Raw genomic sequence first — 14,837 nt, 5'->3', positions numbered from 1 at the left:
CACTCTGGCGCAGCCAGGCGGCGCGGCAGTGGGCGTCGGCGTTCCGGCGCGGCCCGGCGGCGCTGCGGCAGGCGGCGGAGCCGACGCAGCGGCTCCCGGCAGCAGGCTCCGAAAGAGCCAGGTCACCCGCAGCCGCCGACGGCGACCAACCACCCACTGGCGGACCCGCACCCGACACACCCACCCCCACAGGCGGTACGGGTGGGAACCAGGGCCCGGCCGCAGGCCGGCCCCCCGGACCCCGGCTCCGCGCCGTCGAGCTGCGCCTCGCCTACCCCGGAGGGGTCACCGCGCTCGACGGCGTCGGGATCGAGCTGCCGGTCGGGCGGGTGACCGCGGTCGTGGGGCCCAACGGGGCCGGGAAGAGCACGCTCTTCGACTGTCTCGCCGGCAGCCTGCGGCCCCGCGCCGGGCGCGTGCTGCTCGACGGCGTCGACATCACGCGCCGCCCCGCCCACGCCCGTACCCGCCTCGGCATCGCCCGGTCGTTCCAGCAGCTCGCCGTCTTCCCGTCCCTCACCGTGGAGGAGAACGTCCGCATCGGCGCGGAACAGGGCGGAGCGCACCGCTCCGGCGACGATGCCACCGACCTCGCCCTCCGCCTCTTCGGCCTCGCCGGCCCCGTCCGTCGCCGCCCCGCCGCCGGCCTCCCCACCGGCACGCTCCGCCGCGTCGAGCTCGCCCGCGCCCTGGCCGGCCGGCCGCACACCCTGCTGCTCGACGAGCCCGCCGCCGGGCTCGACGCCGGCGAAGCCGAGGCCCTCGCCCGGATCCTGGCCGCGCTCGCCGCCGACGGCCTCGCCATCCTCGTCGTCGAGCACGACCCCGATCTCGTCGCCGGGATCGCCCACACCGTGCACACCATGGAGGGGGGCCGGATCGTGTCATGACCGTCGAGATCGCGCTGCGCGCCGCCCGCGTCCGCTACGGCCCCCTGGAGGCCCTGCACGGCCTCGACCTGCCCGTCCCCGCCGCGACCGTCACGGTCCTCCTGGGCCGCAACGGCGCCGGCCGCACCACCGCCCTGCGCGCCCTCGCCGGCGCGGTCCCGCTCTCCGCCGGCCGTGTCGTGTGGCGGGGCGCGGACGTGACCCGGTTGCCCGCCCACGAGCGGGCCCGCCGCGGGCTCTGCCTCGTACCGGATCTGCGCGCCGTGTACGCGACCCTCACCGTCGCCGAGAACCTGGCCCTCGCCCCCGGCGACCCGGCCGAGGCCCTCGACGCGTACCCCGCCCTCATACCGCTGCTCGCCCGTCGCGCCGGGACGCTGTCCGGCGGCGAGCGGCGGATGCTCGCCGTCTCCCGAGCGCTGCTCACGCCCGCCGCCCGCGTCGTCCTCGTCGACGAGCCGACCCTGGGCATGTCCCCGCCGGTGGCGGCCCGCACGTACGGACTGCTCGCAAAGCTCGCGACGCGCGGCGGGGCGGCCGTCGTCCTCGCCGAGCAGCGGCTGCCGCCGCCCGGCGGGCTGCCCCGCGGCACGCTCGTCCACGAACTGCGAAGGGGCTCCCTCGTGTTCAGCGGGGAGCCCCCCGAACTCACCTCTTCGACGCGGGAATCGAGATGAGCAGCATCGCACCGGTCCTCACCCGGTTCGGGTCCGCCCCGATCACCTTCCGGTTGGCCTCGTAGAGCGCCTGCCAGCCGCCCTTGATCGCGAACCGCCGGGCGATGGACGTGAGCGTGTCGCCGGGCTGCACGGTGTGCACCCGCCCGCTGAGCCCGTACCGCTTGGAGCAGACCGGCCAGGCCTTCCAGCCCTGGGTGCGCAGCACCTCCTCCGCGACCTTGATCTGCTGGGCGCGGGTGGCGAGGTCGGCACGTCTCGCGTATTTCAGTCCGCCGTGCTCCTCCCAGGTCGGCTGCCAGAACTGCAGCCCGCCGTAGAAGCCGTTGCCGGTGTTGATGTGCCAGTCGCCGCCGCTCTCGCAGTCGGCGACGCAGCCCCACGGCCACTGGTCGTTGACGCAGGACGCCTTGGCGGGCGCGGCAGGGGCGGCGGGCACGGCAGCCGCGGCGGCCGGGGCGGCGCACACCCCGGTGAGCAGGGCGCCGGCCGCGAGCAGGGCGGCGCGGCGACCGCCGACCGCACAAAATCGGATCTTCGACATCGGGTCACGCTAAGGACCGCTCCCCCGGCACGGCCGCGCCGCCGCGCGGACCGCGTGCCGACCCCACCCGGTCGGCCGATGGCCCGTCGGATCCGGGACGGTACGGGCCGCGGGCCCCGTACCCGCGCGTCCGGGTACGGGCCGGACGCCCCGTACCCGCGCAGCCGACCGCAACGCGCGGCATTTGCCGCGTGACTCCGGCCGCGCATCGCCCGTTGAACTCGGCATGAGACGAACCGGGATCCGCCCGGCGTCGCACGTACCGAGTCCAGGGAGTCCCCCGTGCCGCGCATGCTCGACGTCAGCGAGGACGTACGCGCCGAGATCGGCGACGAAGAAGCCGACCGGCTGCTCGCCGGCGAGAACGCCCCGGGCAGCTACGACTGCACCTCCTGCCGGACGCCGGGCGACTCCGAGCAGGAGCGCACGAGCACCGTGCTGTTCGTCGGCGACGAGACCGCCGTGCTCGCCTTCGCCCACGCCACCTGCATCCCCTCCCAGGTCGTCCAGGTCGCGGAGGACCAGCTGCAGGGCGCGGTCCGCTCCATCACCGCCACGGACGCGGCGGACGCGCTGTCGGCCGCAAACCCGGAGCAGGCCGTCCTCGGCGTCACCAGCGGTCTCGTCCTGATCCAGGGCGAGCTGCACCCCGCGCTCGTCGTCGAGCCGACCGCGCCGGTCGCCCGGCCCGGCTCGGGCGGCACCAGCGACGAGTTCCTGCCGCTGCTGATGGAGCAGGGCTTCCGGCCCGTCGCGGACCTCGACCTGAAGCCGGCCCCGCTGCCGGGCTGGTCCGTCCTGGTGGCCATGGGCCAGCTGCACTCGGTGCTCCAGCCGGGCACCGGCGGCACCGGCCAGGTGGCCTGGTGGCAGGCCCACCAGCCGCTCCAGGTGACCGAGGGCTGGCGGGCGGCGGCCAACAAGTCGCACACGGTGCTGGTGTTCGCCGCCCCGGTCGGCTCGATCGGCCAGCAGCCGCGCGAGGACCTGCTGCGCGACGCGCTGGAGAAGGCCGCGGTCAACGGCCGCCTGGTGGCCGCCGCGATGCCGCTGGCCGGCACCTGATGGCGGACGTGCGCCCGGGCATAGGACCGGCGTACGTACCGGGGGCGCCGTCCGTCCCGCGCCCCCGGCGGGCTCCCCTTTCGGAGAGCCGCCCGCATCCGACGGACGGCGGGGTCGTTGGCACCTACGTGCACGCATACGATCCCTCCCCCCAGCCGTACCAGAGCCCGATCCCTGCCATGCGCCCGGCGCGGGAGGGAGCGGCCGAGCCGTCGCAGACTCCGATCTACGACGCGCTGTACTCGGAGTACCTCCGGTCCTTCCGGGCGCTTCCGGGCGACCGGAGCGGCGAGGAGGATCTGAGCTTCCGGACCTTCGGTTCGAGCGGGTACGGCAGCGGGCTCGGGTTCACGTACCCCCGGGCATGGCAGGCGGCCCTGCCGCCGAGCCCGCGCCGGGGACTGTGACCGGACGGGACGCCGTACGAATGGAGGGCCGGGGCACACAGCCCCGGCCCTCCGTTCATGCCTGCGCGCGCTTCATGCCCGCGCGCTCAGCTCACTTCTTCTTGCCGCGCTTCTCGCGCACCCGCACCGAGATGTGGATCGGGGTGCCCTCGAAGCCGAACTCCTCGCGCAGCCGGCGCTCGACGAAGCGGCGGTAGCCGGCCTCCAGGAAGCCGGAGGCGAAGAGGACGAACCGGGGCGGCTTGGTGCCCGCCTGCGTGCCGAAGAGGATGCGGGGCTGCTTGCCGCCGCGGATCGGGTGCGGGTGGGCGGCGACCAGCTCGCCCAGGAAGGCGTTCAGGCGGCCGGTGGGGATGCGGGTCTCCCAGCTCTCCAGCGCGGTCTCGATCGCCGGGACGAGCTTGTCCATGTGGCGGCCGGTCTTCGCGGAGACGTTGACCCGGGGGGCCCAGGCGACCTGCTGCATCTCGGTCTCGATCTCGCGCTCGAGGTAGTACCGGCGCTCCTCGTCGAGCTCGTCCCACTTGTTGTAGGCGATGACGAGCGCGCGGCCGGACTCGACGGCCATCGTGATGATCCGCTGGTCCTGGACCGAGATGTTGTCGGTGGTGTCGATGAGGACGACGGCGACCTCGGCCTTCTCGACCGCGGCGGCGGTGCGCAGGGAGGCGTAGTAGTCCGCGCCCTCCTGGAGGTGGACCTTCTTGCGGATGCCCGCGGTGTCCACGAACTTCCAGGTCTTGCCGCCGAGCTCGATCAGCTCGTCGACCGGGTCGCGGGTGGTGCCGGCCATCTCGTTGACGACGACCCGGTCCTCGTTGGCGACCTTGTTCAGGAGCGAGGACTTGCCGACGTTCGGGCGGCCGATGAGGGCGATGCGGCGGGGGCCGCCGATCGCGTTGCCGAAGGTCTGGGCGGGGGCCTCGGGCAGGGCCTCCAGGACGGCGTCCAGCATGTCGCCGGTGCCGCGGCCGTGCAGCGAGGAGACGGGGTACGGCTCGCCGAGGCCGAGCGACCACAGGGCGGTGGCGTCGGCCTCGCCGGAGGGGCCGTCGACCTTGTTGGCGCAGAGCACGACGGGCTTGCCGGCGCGGCGCAGCAGCTTGACGACGGCCTCGTCGGTGTCGGTGGCGCCGACGGTGGCGTCCACGACGAAGACACAGGCGTCGGCGGCCTCGATGGCGTACTCGGCCTGGGCGGCGACGGAGGCGTCGATGCCGAGGACGTCCTGCTCCCAGCCGCCGGTGTCGACGACCTTGAAGCGGCGGCCGGCCCATTCGGCCTCGTAGGTGACGCGGTCGCGGGTGACGCCCGGCTTGTCCTCGACGACCGCCTCGCGGCGGCCGATGATCCGGTTCACCAGGGTCGACTTGCCGACATTGGGGCGGCCGACGACGGCGAGGACGGGGAGCGGGCCGTGCCCGGCTTCCTCGATCGCGCCCTCGACGTCCTCCAGGTCGAAGCCTTCTCCCGCGGCGAGCTCCATGAACTCCGCGTACTCGGCGTCGCCAAGTGCCCCGTGGTCGTGCTGGTCGTTCATGAAGTCCGTTCCTTGATCATTCGTGGTCGGTGGGTCCCCGGGCTGCGGGGCCCACTACTGAGAGTCTCGCTCAGCGCCCGGTGAGACGCCTGGCGTTTTTCAGGTGCGCGGTGAGCTGCTCCTGGATGCGTACGGTGGCGTCGTCCAGCGCCTTGCGGGTGCGCCGCCCGCTGCCGTCGCCCGCCTGGAAGGCGTCGCCGAAGACGACGTCGACGCCGCTGCGGAATCGGGGCAGCACCTTGACCAACCGTCCGGGCTTCTCGGTGCTTCCCAGCACCGCGACGGGGACGATCGGCGCGCCGCTGCGGACGGCGAAGTACGCGAGGCCGGCGCGGAGCGACGCGAAGTCGCCCTCGCCCCGGGTGCCCTCGGGGAAGATCCCGAGGACGCCGCCGTGCTCCAGTACCGCGAGGGCGTTGGCTATGGCGGCGCGGTCGGCGGTCGTGCGGTCCACCTTGAGCTGCCCGATGCCTTCGAGGAAGCGCCCCAGGGGGCCGACGAACGCCTCCTTCTTGATCAGGAAGTGCACGGGCCGCGGGGCGGTGCCCATGAGCATGGGGCCGTCGATGTTGTGCGCGTGGTTGACCGCGAAGATCACGGGCCCGGAGGCGGGTACCCGCCAGGCGCCGAGGACGCGCGGCTTCCACAGCCCGTACATCAGACCGATGCCGATGCGACGGCCGACGGCGGCGCCCTTCTCGGAGGGCTGGGTCACTGGGCGGCCGCCCGCTTCGCGATGCTCACGGTCGCGCGGCGCTCCTCCACCAGGGTGACGACGCACTCGATGACCTGGTCCAGGGTGAGGTCGGTGGTGTCGACCTCGACGGCGTCGTCCGCCTTGGCGAGCGGGGAGGTCTTGCGGCTGGAGTCCGCCGCGTCCCGCTTGATCAGGGCTTCCTTGGTGGCGTGCACGTCGACGCCCTTGAGCTCGCCGGAGCGGCGGGCGGCGCGGGCCTCGGGGGACGCGGTGAGGAAGATCTTGAGGTGGGCGTCGGGCAGCACGGTGGTGCCGATGTCGCGGCCCTCGACGACGATGCCGCCGTCCGCCTGGGCGGCGATGGTGCGCTGCAGGTCGGTGATGAGGGCGCGGACCTCCGGTACGGCGCTGACCGCGCTGACCCGGGAGGTGACCTCCTGGGTACGGATCGGGGCGGCGGCGTCGAGCCCGTCGACGGTGATCGTGGGCGCGGCGGGGTCGGTGCCGGAGACGATCACGGGCTTGGCGGCGGCGGTGGCGACGGCCTGCGCGTCCTCGACGTCCACGTCGTTGGTGATCATCCACCAGGTGATCGCCCGGTACTGGGCGCCGGTGTCCAGGTAACGCAGCCCGAGCTTGGCGGCGACCGCCTTCGAGGTGCTGGACTTGCCCGTGCCGGAGGGCCCGTCGATGGCGACGATCACGGATTCCACGGTGTGGGGCACCTTCCTGATGGCAGGGGACGGCCCCGGCGGACGCAGGGGACCACCACAAGGTTACCGACTCACAGCCACCCATTCGGCCGCGCGGTCTCCCGCCTCCCCCGTTGTGGGCAGTCGTTCCTCCCCCAGATTTCGTCTGGGGGAGGGACGAATGCCCACACGGGGTGGGCGGGCGGCGGGACGACTGCCCACACGGGGGTGGGCGGGCGGCGGGGCGACTGCCCGCACGGGGACGCCCGGGAAGTGCCCGCTCCCAAGGCCTACGCCGTGCGCAGCGACCAGCCCCGGTCCCTCAGAGCCGCTCCCAAGACCCCCGCCGCCGACGGTTCCACCATCAGCTGGACGAGACCCGCCTGCTGCCCCGTCGCGTGTTCGATGCGGACGTCCTCGATGTTGACGCCCGCGCGGCCCGCGTCGGCGAAGATGCGGGCCAGCTCGCCCGGCTGGTCGCTGATGAGCACCGCGACCGTCTCGTACTGCGCGGGCGCCGCCCCGTGCTTGCCGGGGACCCGCGCGCGGCCCGCGTTGCCGCGGCGCAGCACGTCCTCGACGCCCGTCGCGCCGCCGCGCCGCTTCTCCTCGTCGGAGGACTGCAGCGCGCGCAGCGCCCGTACCGTCTCCTCCAGGTCCGCCGCGACCCCGGCCAGCACGTCCGCGACCGGCCCCGGGTTGGCGGAGAGGATCTCCACCCACATCCGCGGATCGGACGCGGCGATCCGGGTCACGTCGCGGATCCCCTGCCCGCACAGCCGTACCGCCGTCTCGTCCGCGCTCTCCAGCCGCGCCGCGACCATCGAGGAGACCAGCTGCGGGGTGTGCGAGACGAGCGCGACCGCGCGGTCGTGCGCGTCCGCGTCCATGACGACGGGCACGGCGCGGCAGAGCGCGACCAGCTCGAGCGCGAGGTTCAGGACCTCGGTCTCGGTGTCGCGGGTCGGCGTGAGCACCCACGGCCGGCCCTCGAAGAGGTCCGCGCTGGCCGCCAGCGGCCCGGAGCGCTCCTTGCCGGACATCGGGTGCGAGCCGATGTACGCGGACAGGTCGAGCCCCAGCTCCTCCAGCTCCCGCCGCGGCCCGCCCTTGACGCTGGCCACGTCGAGGTAGCCGCGCGCGACGCCGGCGCGCATCGCGCCGGCGAGCGTGGCGGCCACGTGGGCCGGCGGCACGGCGACGATCGCGAGGTCGACCCGGCCCTCGGCCGGCTCGTCCGTGCCCGCGCCGAGCGCGGCGGCTGTACGGGCCCGGGCCGGGTCGTGGTCGACGAGGTGGACGGTGACGCCCCGGCCTGCGAGGGCGAGCGCGGCGGAGGTGCCGATCAGCCCGGTTCCGATGACGAGGGCGGTTCTCACTGGGCGATGTCCTTGCGCAGAGCGGCCGCGGCGCCGAGGTAGACGTGCGCGATCCGGGACTTGGGCAGGTCGGACTCGACATGGGCGAGGAGCCGGACGACGCGGGGCATCGCGCCCGCGATGTCGAGCTCCTGGGCGCAGATGAGGGGCACGTCGACGATGCCGATCCGGCGGGCCGCGGCGGCCGGGAAGTCGCTGTGCAGGTCGGGCGTGGCCGTGAACCAGATGCTGATCAGGTCGTCGGCGGTCAGCCCGTTGCGCTCCAGGACGGCGGTGAGCAGCTCTCCGACCTGCTCGTCCATGTGTCCGGCGTCGTCGCGGTCCAGCTGGACCGCGCCTCGGACGGCTCGTACCGCCACGTCGTGCTCCTTCGGTCTTCGAATGCTCCGATCAGCCTAGTCAGCCCGCCGGGGCGGAAGCCGCGCCGACCGCTCTCCGAGACGGGCGGCGGAACACGCCCAATCTCACGCGAACCTGTGCGCTCCGCCACCCGGGGTTCCGGGAGCGCGGGACGTGCCCCGGGCCGGACGGGGTAGAAAGGTCGGCATGCTGCTGCATGTCGTACCCCTGGACGAATGGTCCGCCGCCCCGGACGCCGCCTACGCCCCGCCCTCGCTCGCCGCCGAGGGCTTCGTGCACTGCTCGCCGGACGAGCCGACGGCGCTGGCGATCGCCGACGCGCACTACCGGGACGTGCCGGGGCCGCTGCTCGTACTGGTCCTGGACGCGTCGCGGCTGTCGGCGGAGGTCCGCTGGGAGGGCTCGGAGGACATGCTCTTCCCTCATGTGTACGGGCCGATCGAGCGCTCGGCGGTGACCGCGCTGCTGGAGGTGCGGCGGGACCCGGACGGCCGTGCGAGGGAGCTGACGCCCTGGGTCTAGGCGTGTTGCGGGGGCGCCCGAGTGGCGCGGGACCAAGCTGTACGCCATGACTTCAGAACCCACACCCCGCCGTACCGTGCTGATGGCCGGTGCGGGCTCGTTCGCCGCGCTGGCGGCGACGGGCTGCGGCTCGGACGGCGACTCGGACGGCGGGGCTGCGACGGCGAGCCCGACGAAGGCCCCGCAGACGACGGCCGCGCCGACGTCGAAGCCGTCGCCCACCGACCTGCCCACGGGTCCGACCACCGCCCCGACGCCCAAGGCCGGCGAACTGGCGCGCACGTCCGACATCCCGGTGGGCGGCGGCACGGTCTTCGCGGACCGCAAGGTCGTCGTCACCCAGCCCGAGGCCGGCGAGTTCAAGGCCTTCTCGGCGATCTGCACCCACCAGGGCTGCACGGTCAACAAGGTCGCGAACGGCACGATCGACTGTCCCTGCCACGGCTCGAAGTACCGCATCGCCGACGGCTCGGTGGCCGCGGGCCCGGCGCCCCGGCCGCTCCCGGCCGAGCAGATCACCGTCTCGGGGGAGACGATCACGCTGGATTGACCCGGCGCTACCCTGTCGCGCATGACCCCCGAGGAACTGGTGCGCGACCACACGATCTACTCCTGCGTCATGGGGTCGCGTGCCTTCGGTCTGGCGACCGAGGGCAGCGACACCGACCGCCGTGGCGTCTTCCTGGCCCCGACGCCGCTGTTCTGGCGCTTCGACAAGCCGCCGGCGCATGTGGACGGCCCGCGCGAGGAGGAGTTCAGCTGGGAGCTGGAACGCTTCTGCGAACTGGCTCTGCGCGCCAATCCGAACATCCTGGAGTGCCTGCACTCCCCGATCGTCGAGCACGTCGACGACACCGGCCGCGAGCTGCTCGCGCTGCGCGGGGCGTTCCTCTCCCGCCGGGTCCACCGGACCTTCGTCGGCTACGCGGCGGGCCAGCGCCGCAAGCTCGACGCCGACGTCCGCCAGTACGGCGCCCCGCGCTGGAAGCACGCGATGCACCTGCTGCGCCTGCTGACCAGCTGCCGCGACCTCCTGCGCACCGGCGCCCTCGACCTGGACGCGGGCCCGAACCGCGACCGCCTCCTCGCGGTCAAGCGCGGCGAGGTCCCCTGGCCCGAGATCGAGTCCTGGATGACCCGCCTCCACGACGAGTCGGACACCGCCGCCGCCCACTCCCCCCTCCCCGAATCCCCCGACGCCGCCCGCATCGAGACCTTCCTCGCCCACGCCCGCCGCGCGTCAGCCCTGAGCCACGTCTAGCCGCGTACGCACGACGAAGTCGTGCAGCGCGTCCAGCCCACCGGCCGCGTCTGCGAGCGCCGACCCCGCCTGGGCCTCGTCCAGAACGGCGTGCAGCGCCTCCACGTCGTCCTTGACCCGCTCCACGGACACGTCCGCGGCCCCGTGTTCGGCCGCCGCCTTCGCCTCGATGAGCTCGGGGAGGTAGCCGGGAGCCTCGGGCACCTCCCCGAGGAGCGTCGGCAAGTGCGCCTGGACCTCGCCGGACCGCATCAGGTGAATGCCGGTGAGCAGCGCGCGGAAGGTGTAGAGCAGCGGCTTCAGCTCATCCGTCTTCTCGAAGAGCCGCCACTGCGTGCCGGCGAACCCCCGGTAGTGGTGCGCGTGTTGGCTGGTGAGCACCGCGGGCGCGAGGGCGACCAGCTCCGCGTGCGCGTCCGAGGTGTGCGCCACCAGTGGGGACAGCAGCTGCTCGAGGACGTATCCGTTGCGCCGCAGCATCAGCCGGACGAACTTGCGCAGGTCGTGCGTGACGAGGTCCATCTCGACGCCGCCAGGGAGGTACCCCCCTCGGGTCCGGGTCTCCTCCGGCTCGCGCAGTCCGATCAGCGCGGTCACCGGCAGCAGGTGGACTCCCCTCAGGTCCACGTCCGAGTCCCGGGAGGGGAAGCCGTACAGATGCGCACCCGAGACGGTGGCGAAGATCAGGGGATCGGGCTGCTCGGCCACGACGTCGAGGAGGCCGGAGGCATCCACGTCGGGGCCGAGCGCGGCGCTGAGAGCGGTCGTCATGGGGCAAGCGTCCCAGAGAGGGACTTTCTCAGGCGTCCCAAAGAGCGCCCAGGGTGAGGAGTTCGCTGCGGTATTCGATGCGTTCGGCCCATTCCTTCGGCCAGGCGCCCGCGCCCAGGTGGGCGCCGGCGAAGGCGCCGGTGAGGCAGGCGAGGGAGTCCGAGTCGCCTCGGGTGCAGGCGGCGCGGCGCAGGGCGGTGACCGGGTCCTCGGGGAAGAGGAGGAAGCAGAGCAGGGCCGTCGCGAGGGACTCCTCGGCGATCCAGCCGTCGCCGGTGTACTCGCACGGGTCGACCTCCGGGTCGGCCGTGCGCAGCACCTCCACGAGCTTCTCCAGGACCGCCAGGCATTCGTCCCAGCCGCGCTCGATGAAGGACTCCGGCGTCGCGTCGTGCGAGCGGGTCCACAGGTCGCCGAGCCACTTGTGGTGGTAGCGGGAGCGGTTCTCGTACGCGTACGAGCGCAGCCGGCCGACCAGGCCCAGCGGCTCCGCGCCCTGCGTGAGCAGATACACCGCGCGGGCCGTCAGGTCCGAGGCGGCCAGGGCCGTCGGATGCCCGTGCGTCAGCGCCGACTGGAGCTGCGCCGCGCCCGCCCGCTGCTCGTCGCTCAGGCCCGGCACCAGGCCGACCGGCGCGACCCGCATGTTGGCCCCGCAGCCCTTGGAGCCGATCTGGCTGGCCTCCGCCCAGGGCCGGTCACCGTCGAGCAGCCGGCAGGCGACCATGCAGGTGCGGCCGGGCGCGCGGTTGTTGTCCGGGGAGTGGTACCAGGAGACGAACTCGTCCCGCAGCGGACGGACGAGTTGCAGCGGGGCCAGAACACCCCGGTCCACGGCTGTGCGCAGGCCCCGCGCGACCGCCAGCGTCATCTGGGTGTCGTCGGTGACGTACGCCTTGCCGCGTCCCCCGGGCAGCTCCATCTGCCGCCAGGGCCCGCACTTGGCGAGGATCGCCGGCACGTCGTTGAACTCGGTCGGGAAGCCGAGGGCGTCTCCGAGCGCCAGGCCGACCAGCGTTCCCGTGGCGGCCTGCTTGGTGATGGTCCGTGAACTGATCACGTGGATGACCGTCCTTCCGGTCGCAGCAAGGGCGGGTGCAGCGCGGTCGCGCTCCCCGCCTTGTACAGAGCGGCCGGTTTCCCCCGTCCGCCGGTGAGGCGCGGCGGTCCCTCCACGGCCCGGACGAATCCGGGCGTGGCGAGGACCTTGCGCCGGAAATTGGGGCGGTCCAGCTCGACGCCCCAGACCGTCTCGTACACCTCCCGCAGCTCGCCGAGCGTGAACTCGGGCGGGCAGAAGGCGGTCGCGAGACACGTGTACTCGAGCTTGGCGCCGACCCGTTCGCGGGCGTCGGCGAGGATCTGGTCGTGGTCGAAGGCGAGCGGTCCGTGCGCCCCGTACGCCAGCCAGCGCGCCTGCGCCGCGTCGCCGCCGCCGCGCGGCTCCGGCAGGTCGTCCGGCACGAGCGCGGTGTACGCGACCGACACCACCCGCATCCTCGGGTCCCGGTCCGGCTCGCTGTACGTCCGCAGCTGCTCCAGGTGCAGCCCCGCGACCGTCGCGTCCGACAGACCGGTCTCCTCGGCGAGTTCGCGCCGCGCGGCCTGCTCGGAGGACTCCCGGGGCAGCACGAACCCGCCGGGCAGCGCCCAGGCCCCCGCGTACGGCTCCTGCCCGCGCTCGACGAGCAGCACGTGCAGCCGCTGCTCGCGGACGGTCAGGACGGCGAGGTCGACGGTGACGGCGAAGGGCGCGAAGGCGTACGGGTCGTAGCCCTCGGGCGCCCGGGCGGTGCTCATGGGATCTCCGGGGTCAGGTGCCAGCCCTCGGCCAGCAGGTCGTCCACGGCGGCGACGGCGGTCGCCAGCCGCTCCTCGTGCGGCCCGGTGAGCACGACGGTCCGCCGCCCGGTGTGCGCGAGCTGCGTGAGCATCCGCGCGGTCGTCCAGGCCCGCAGCACGGCCCGGTCCGAGGCGCGGTCGTCCGAGGGCGGATCCGCCTCTCGTACGCCCCGGTGGTCCGTGAGCAGCCACAGGTGCTGGCGGCCGCGCGCCGCGACCCGGGCCGTCTCCTCGCTGGGCCCGCCCATGTACCGCTCGTGCCGGATCGTCGCGGTGAACGCGTCCGCGTCGCAGAAGAGCACCGGCGAACCGGTCCGGGCCGCCGCCTCCTCGCCCTCGGCCTGGCCGCCCGCGATCAGCGGGTACTCCTCCGAGCGCAGCTCCCGCACGGGCCGCCGGCCCCGGTACTCCTGCGCGTAGTCCGGTACGCACCGGGTGCGCGCCCACACCCCGCCGCGCCGCCGGTAGTGGTCGGCGAGGGCCAGGGCCAGCGTGGTGGCGCCGGTGGACTCCGCGCCGAGCACGACGACCCGCCGGGTCAGTGCGGCCCGCACGGGCGGCTCCAGGAAGTCCCACCAGCCCACCGGGTCCTTGCGCACGGCGGAGCCGGAGACCGGGAACACGCTGCGCCCGGGGTCCACGCAGACAGCCTCCGCGCCGAGCCGCCGGCCGAGCTCGTCCCCGTACGGCTCCGAGCTGAAGACCGCGTCGATCCGCTCCGGTACAAGGGCTCTGAGAACGGCCACGGGCGCCTGGGACGGGGCGGCCGTGTCCGCGCCGACGACCCGCACGTCCGGGTGCACGTCGCGCAGCCAGGAGACCCGGGCGTCGAGGCCGAGCGGATCGGGCGCGGAGCCGCAGACGAGGACGGTGAGCCGCTCGCAGCGGTCGCGGGCGGTGCGGACGAGGTGGTGGTGGCCGGCGTGCGGCGGACAGAACCTCCCCAGGACCAGCCCGTGCCCGTAGCGCTTCATGCCCGACACCTCCGCCCCAGTGCCCTTCGGGCGCCGTGCTGCCGGGCGCCGTCTGATCCACCCCCGTGGGTCCAGACGGCCCGGCATCGCACGACACACCGAGCTCTTTAAGAGTCACCTTGACTATAAAGGGCGCAGGCGTTCGCCCACAAGTGCGAACCCACACCTATGAGCCCGCACGTACGAACCCGCACCTAGGAACCCGCACAGACGAAGGAGCCCGTGACCGCCGGGTGGCGGTCACGGGCTCCTTCGCTGTCGCGGGGCGGTCGGCCTACAGGCCGACCTCCTTCATCAGCATGCCGACCTCGGTGTTCGTCAGCCGCCGCAGCCAGCCCGACTTCTGGTCGCCCAGCGCGATCGGTCCGAACGCGGTGCGGACGAGCTTCTCGACCGGGAAGCCGGCCTCGGCGAGCATGCGCCGCACGATGTGCTTGCGGCCCTCGTGCAGCTGCACCTCGACCAGGTAGTTCTTGCCGATCTGCTCGACGACGCGGAAGTGGTCCGCGCGCACGTACCCGTCCTCCAGCTCGATGCCGTCCTTGAGCCGCTTGCCGACCTCGCGCGGCAGCGGGCCGGTGATGGCGGCCAGGTAGGTCTTCTTCACGCCGTACTTCGGGTGCGTGAGGCGGTGCGCCAGCTCGCCGTGGTTGGTGAGCAGGATGATGCCCTCGGTCTCGGTGTCCAGCCGGCCGACGTGGAAGAGCCGGGTCTCACGGTTGGTGACGTAGTCGCCGAGGCACTGGCGGCCGTCCGGGTCCTCCATCGTGGAGACGACGCCGGCGGGCTTGTTCAGCGCGAAGAACAGGTACGACTGGGTGGCGACGGTCAGGCCGTCCACCTTGATCTCGTCGCTCGGCTGGACACGCTTGCCCTGCTCGAGCACGATCTCGCCGTTGACCTCGACGCGGGCCTGCTCGATGAGCTCCTCGCAGGCGCGGCGCGAGCCCATGCCGGCGCGGGCGAGCACCTTCTGCAGCCGCTCGCCCTCCTGCTCGGCGCCGGGGAAGGTCTTGGGGGTCTTGATCTCCGGCCGGCCCGCGTACCGGTCCCGGTTGCGCTGCTCGATCGTGGCGTCGAGTTCGCGCGAGCGGGCCGGGGCCTGCCGCTGCCCGTGCGGGCCGCGACGGGGCGGGGTGCCGCCCTGGGGGGCCTTGGGGCCGCCCTTGGCACCGCCGCGGGCCGCCGTGCCGCGACCCTTCTTCGGGCCCTCGGA

General features: G+C 73.8%; 18 protein-coding genes. 7 read left to right on the top strand and 11 right to left on the bottom strand.

Features of this window, described 5'->3' with window-relative positions; translation table 11 throughout:
- Together VIU94_RS05660 and VIU94_RS05655 are read left to right on the top strand one after the other, a co-directional pair.
- Positions 1-890: ABC transporter ATP-binding protein (locus VIU94_RS05660; RefSeq protein WP_331908181.1), on the top strand; the 890-nt coding region annotated here is incomplete at its 5' end.
- Positions 887-1,567, top strand: a complete 681-nt coding sequence (locus tag VIU94_RS05655) for an ATP-binding cassette domain-containing protein (protein ID WP_331908179.1) — start codon at positions 887-889, stop codon at positions 1,565-1,567. The genes VIU94_RS05660 and VIU94_RS05655, both read left to right, overlap by 4 nt.
- Here the strand turns inward: VIU94_RS05655 and VIU94_RS05650 are convergent.
- The gene (locus tag VIU94_RS05650) at positions 1,539-2,111 is read right to left on the bottom strand and encodes a transglycosylase family protein (RefSeq protein ID WP_331908177.1); all 573 of its coding nucleotides are present in this window, start codon (positions 2,109-2,111) and stop codon (positions 1,539-1,541) included. The two genes, VIU94_RS05655 and VIU94_RS05650, sit on opposite strands and share 29 nt — an antisense overlap.
- 282 nt (positions 2,112-2,393) lie before the next feature.
- Here VIU94_RS05650 and VIU94_RS05645 point away from each other — a divergent pair, with 282 nt between their 5' ends.
- Together VIU94_RS05645 and VIU94_RS44620 are read left to right on the top strand one after the other, a co-directional pair.
- The gene (locus VIU94_RS05645) at positions 2,394-3,176 is read left to right on the top strand and encodes a DUF8842 C-terminal domain-containing protein (RefSeq protein ID WP_331908175.1); all 783 of its coding nucleotides are present in this window, start codon (positions 2,394-2,396) and stop codon (positions 3,174-3,176) included.
- A gap of 179 nt (positions 3,177-3,355) precedes the next feature.
- On the top strand, positions 3,356-3,583 hold the full coding sequence (locus tag VIU94_RS44620) for a hypothetical protein (RefSeq protein ID WP_414720892.1): 228 nt from the start codon (positions 3,356-3,358) through the stop codon (positions 3,581-3,583).
- A 91-nt stretch (positions 3,584-3,674) separates the two neighbouring features.
- Here the strand turns inward: VIU94_RS44620 and der are convergent, their stop codons facing one another.
- The 5 genes from der to aroH form a co-directional block, all read right to left on the bottom strand.
- The gene (der, locus tag VIU94_RS05635) at positions 3,675-5,123 is read right to left on the bottom strand and encodes a ribosome biogenesis GTPase Der (protein ID WP_331908173.1); all 1,449 of its coding nucleotides are present in this window, start codon (positions 5,121-5,123) and stop codon (positions 3,675-3,677) included.
- 70 nt (positions 5,124-5,193) lie between these two features.
- Complete coding sequence (locus VIU94_RS05630; RefSeq protein WP_331908183.1) at positions 5,194-5,781, bottom strand: lysophospholipid acyltransferase family protein; 588 nt, start codon at positions 5,779-5,781, stop codon at positions 5,194-5,196.
- Positions 5,782-5,834: 53 nt separating this feature from the next.
- Positions 5,835-6,545: a (d)CMP kinase gene (cmk, locus tag VIU94_RS05625; RefSeq protein WP_331908171.1), complete on the bottom strand. Its 711-nt coding sequence runs from the start codon at positions 6,543-6,545 to the stop codon at positions 5,835-5,837.
- 257 nt (positions 6,546-6,802) lie between these two features.
- Positions 6,803-7,891 carry a prephenate dehydrogenase gene (locus VIU94_RS05620; protein ID WP_331908169.1) on the bottom strand — a complete coding sequence of 363 codons (1,089 nt, stop codon included), beginning with the start codon at positions 7,889-7,891 and terminating at the stop codon, positions 6,803-6,805.
- Positions 7,888-8,250, bottom strand: a complete 363-nt coding sequence (gene aroH / locus VIU94_RS05615; protein ID WP_331908167.1) for a chorismate mutase — start codon at positions 8,248-8,250, stop codon at positions 7,888-7,890. The genes VIU94_RS05620 and aroH overlap by 4 nt, the downstream gene beginning before the upstream one ends.
- A gap of 187 nt (positions 8,251-8,437) precedes the next feature.
- Between aroH and VIU94_RS05610 the strand changes: the two genes are divergently transcribed.
- The 3 genes from VIU94_RS05610 to VIU94_RS05600 are packed head-to-tail and all read left to right on the top strand — an operon-like array spanning position 8,438 to position 10,034.
- Positions 8,438-8,773, top strand: coding sequence for a DUF952 domain-containing protein (locus VIU94_RS05610; RefSeq protein ID WP_331908165.1), 336 nt, complete (start codon positions 8,438-8,440; stop codon positions 8,771-8,773).
- A gap of 46 nt (positions 8,774-8,819) precedes the next feature.
- Entirely contained in the window at positions 8,820-9,323 is a 504-nt protein-coding gene (locus tag VIU94_RS05605; RefSeq protein WP_331908163.1) for a Rieske (2Fe-2S) protein, read from the top strand.
- A gap of 21 nt (positions 9,324-9,344) precedes the next feature.
- Entirely contained in the window at positions 9,345-10,034 is a 690-nt protein-coding gene (locus VIU94_RS05600) for a nucleotidyltransferase domain-containing protein (protein ID WP_331908161.1), read from the top strand.
- On the opposite strand, the gene VIU94_RS05595 is transcribed toward VIU94_RS05600, so the two are convergent.
- From VIU94_RS05595 to VIU94_RS05575, 5 genes are all read right to left on the bottom strand, one after another.
- Complete coding sequence (locus VIU94_RS05595; protein WP_331908159.1) at positions 10,014-10,805, bottom strand: nucleotidyltransferase domain-containing protein; 792 nt, start codon at positions 10,803-10,805, stop codon at positions 10,014-10,016. The two genes, VIU94_RS05600 and VIU94_RS05595, sit on opposite strands and share 21 nt — an antisense overlap.
- A gap of 28 nt (positions 10,806-10,833) precedes the next feature.
- Complete coding sequence (locus VIU94_RS05590; protein ID WP_331908157.1) at positions 10,834-11,865, bottom strand: ADP-ribosylglycohydrolase family protein; 1,032 nt, start codon at positions 11,863-11,865, stop codon at positions 10,834-10,836.
- Positions 11,862-12,605, bottom strand: a complete 744-nt coding sequence (locus tag VIU94_RS05585) for an NUDIX hydrolase (protein ID WP_331908155.1) — start codon at positions 12,603-12,605, stop codon at positions 11,862-11,864. Before VIU94_RS05585 ends, VIU94_RS05590 begins: the two co-directional genes overlap by 4 nt.
- Positions 12,602-13,621: an AAA family ATPase gene (locus VIU94_RS05580; protein ID WP_331908153.1), complete on the bottom strand. Its 1,020-nt coding sequence runs from the start codon at positions 13,619-13,621 to the stop codon at positions 12,602-12,604. The genes VIU94_RS05585 and VIU94_RS05580 overlap by 4 nt, the downstream gene beginning before the upstream one ends.
- A 274-nt stretch (positions 13,622-13,895) precedes the next feature.
- A partial coding sequence (locus VIU94_RS05575; RefSeq protein WP_331908151.1) for a pseudouridine synthase occupies positions 13,896-14,837 on the bottom strand: 942 nt, incomplete at its 5' end.

The sequence above is a fragment of the Streptomyces sp. genome (assembly GCF_036566765.1).
Taxonomy (GTDB): domain Bacteria; phylum Actinomycetota; class Actinomycetes; order Streptomycetales; family Streptomycetaceae; genus Streptomyces.
The sequence above is the reverse complement of the archived record's forward strand: the minus strand, read 5'-3'. Positions and strand labels throughout refer to the sequence as shown.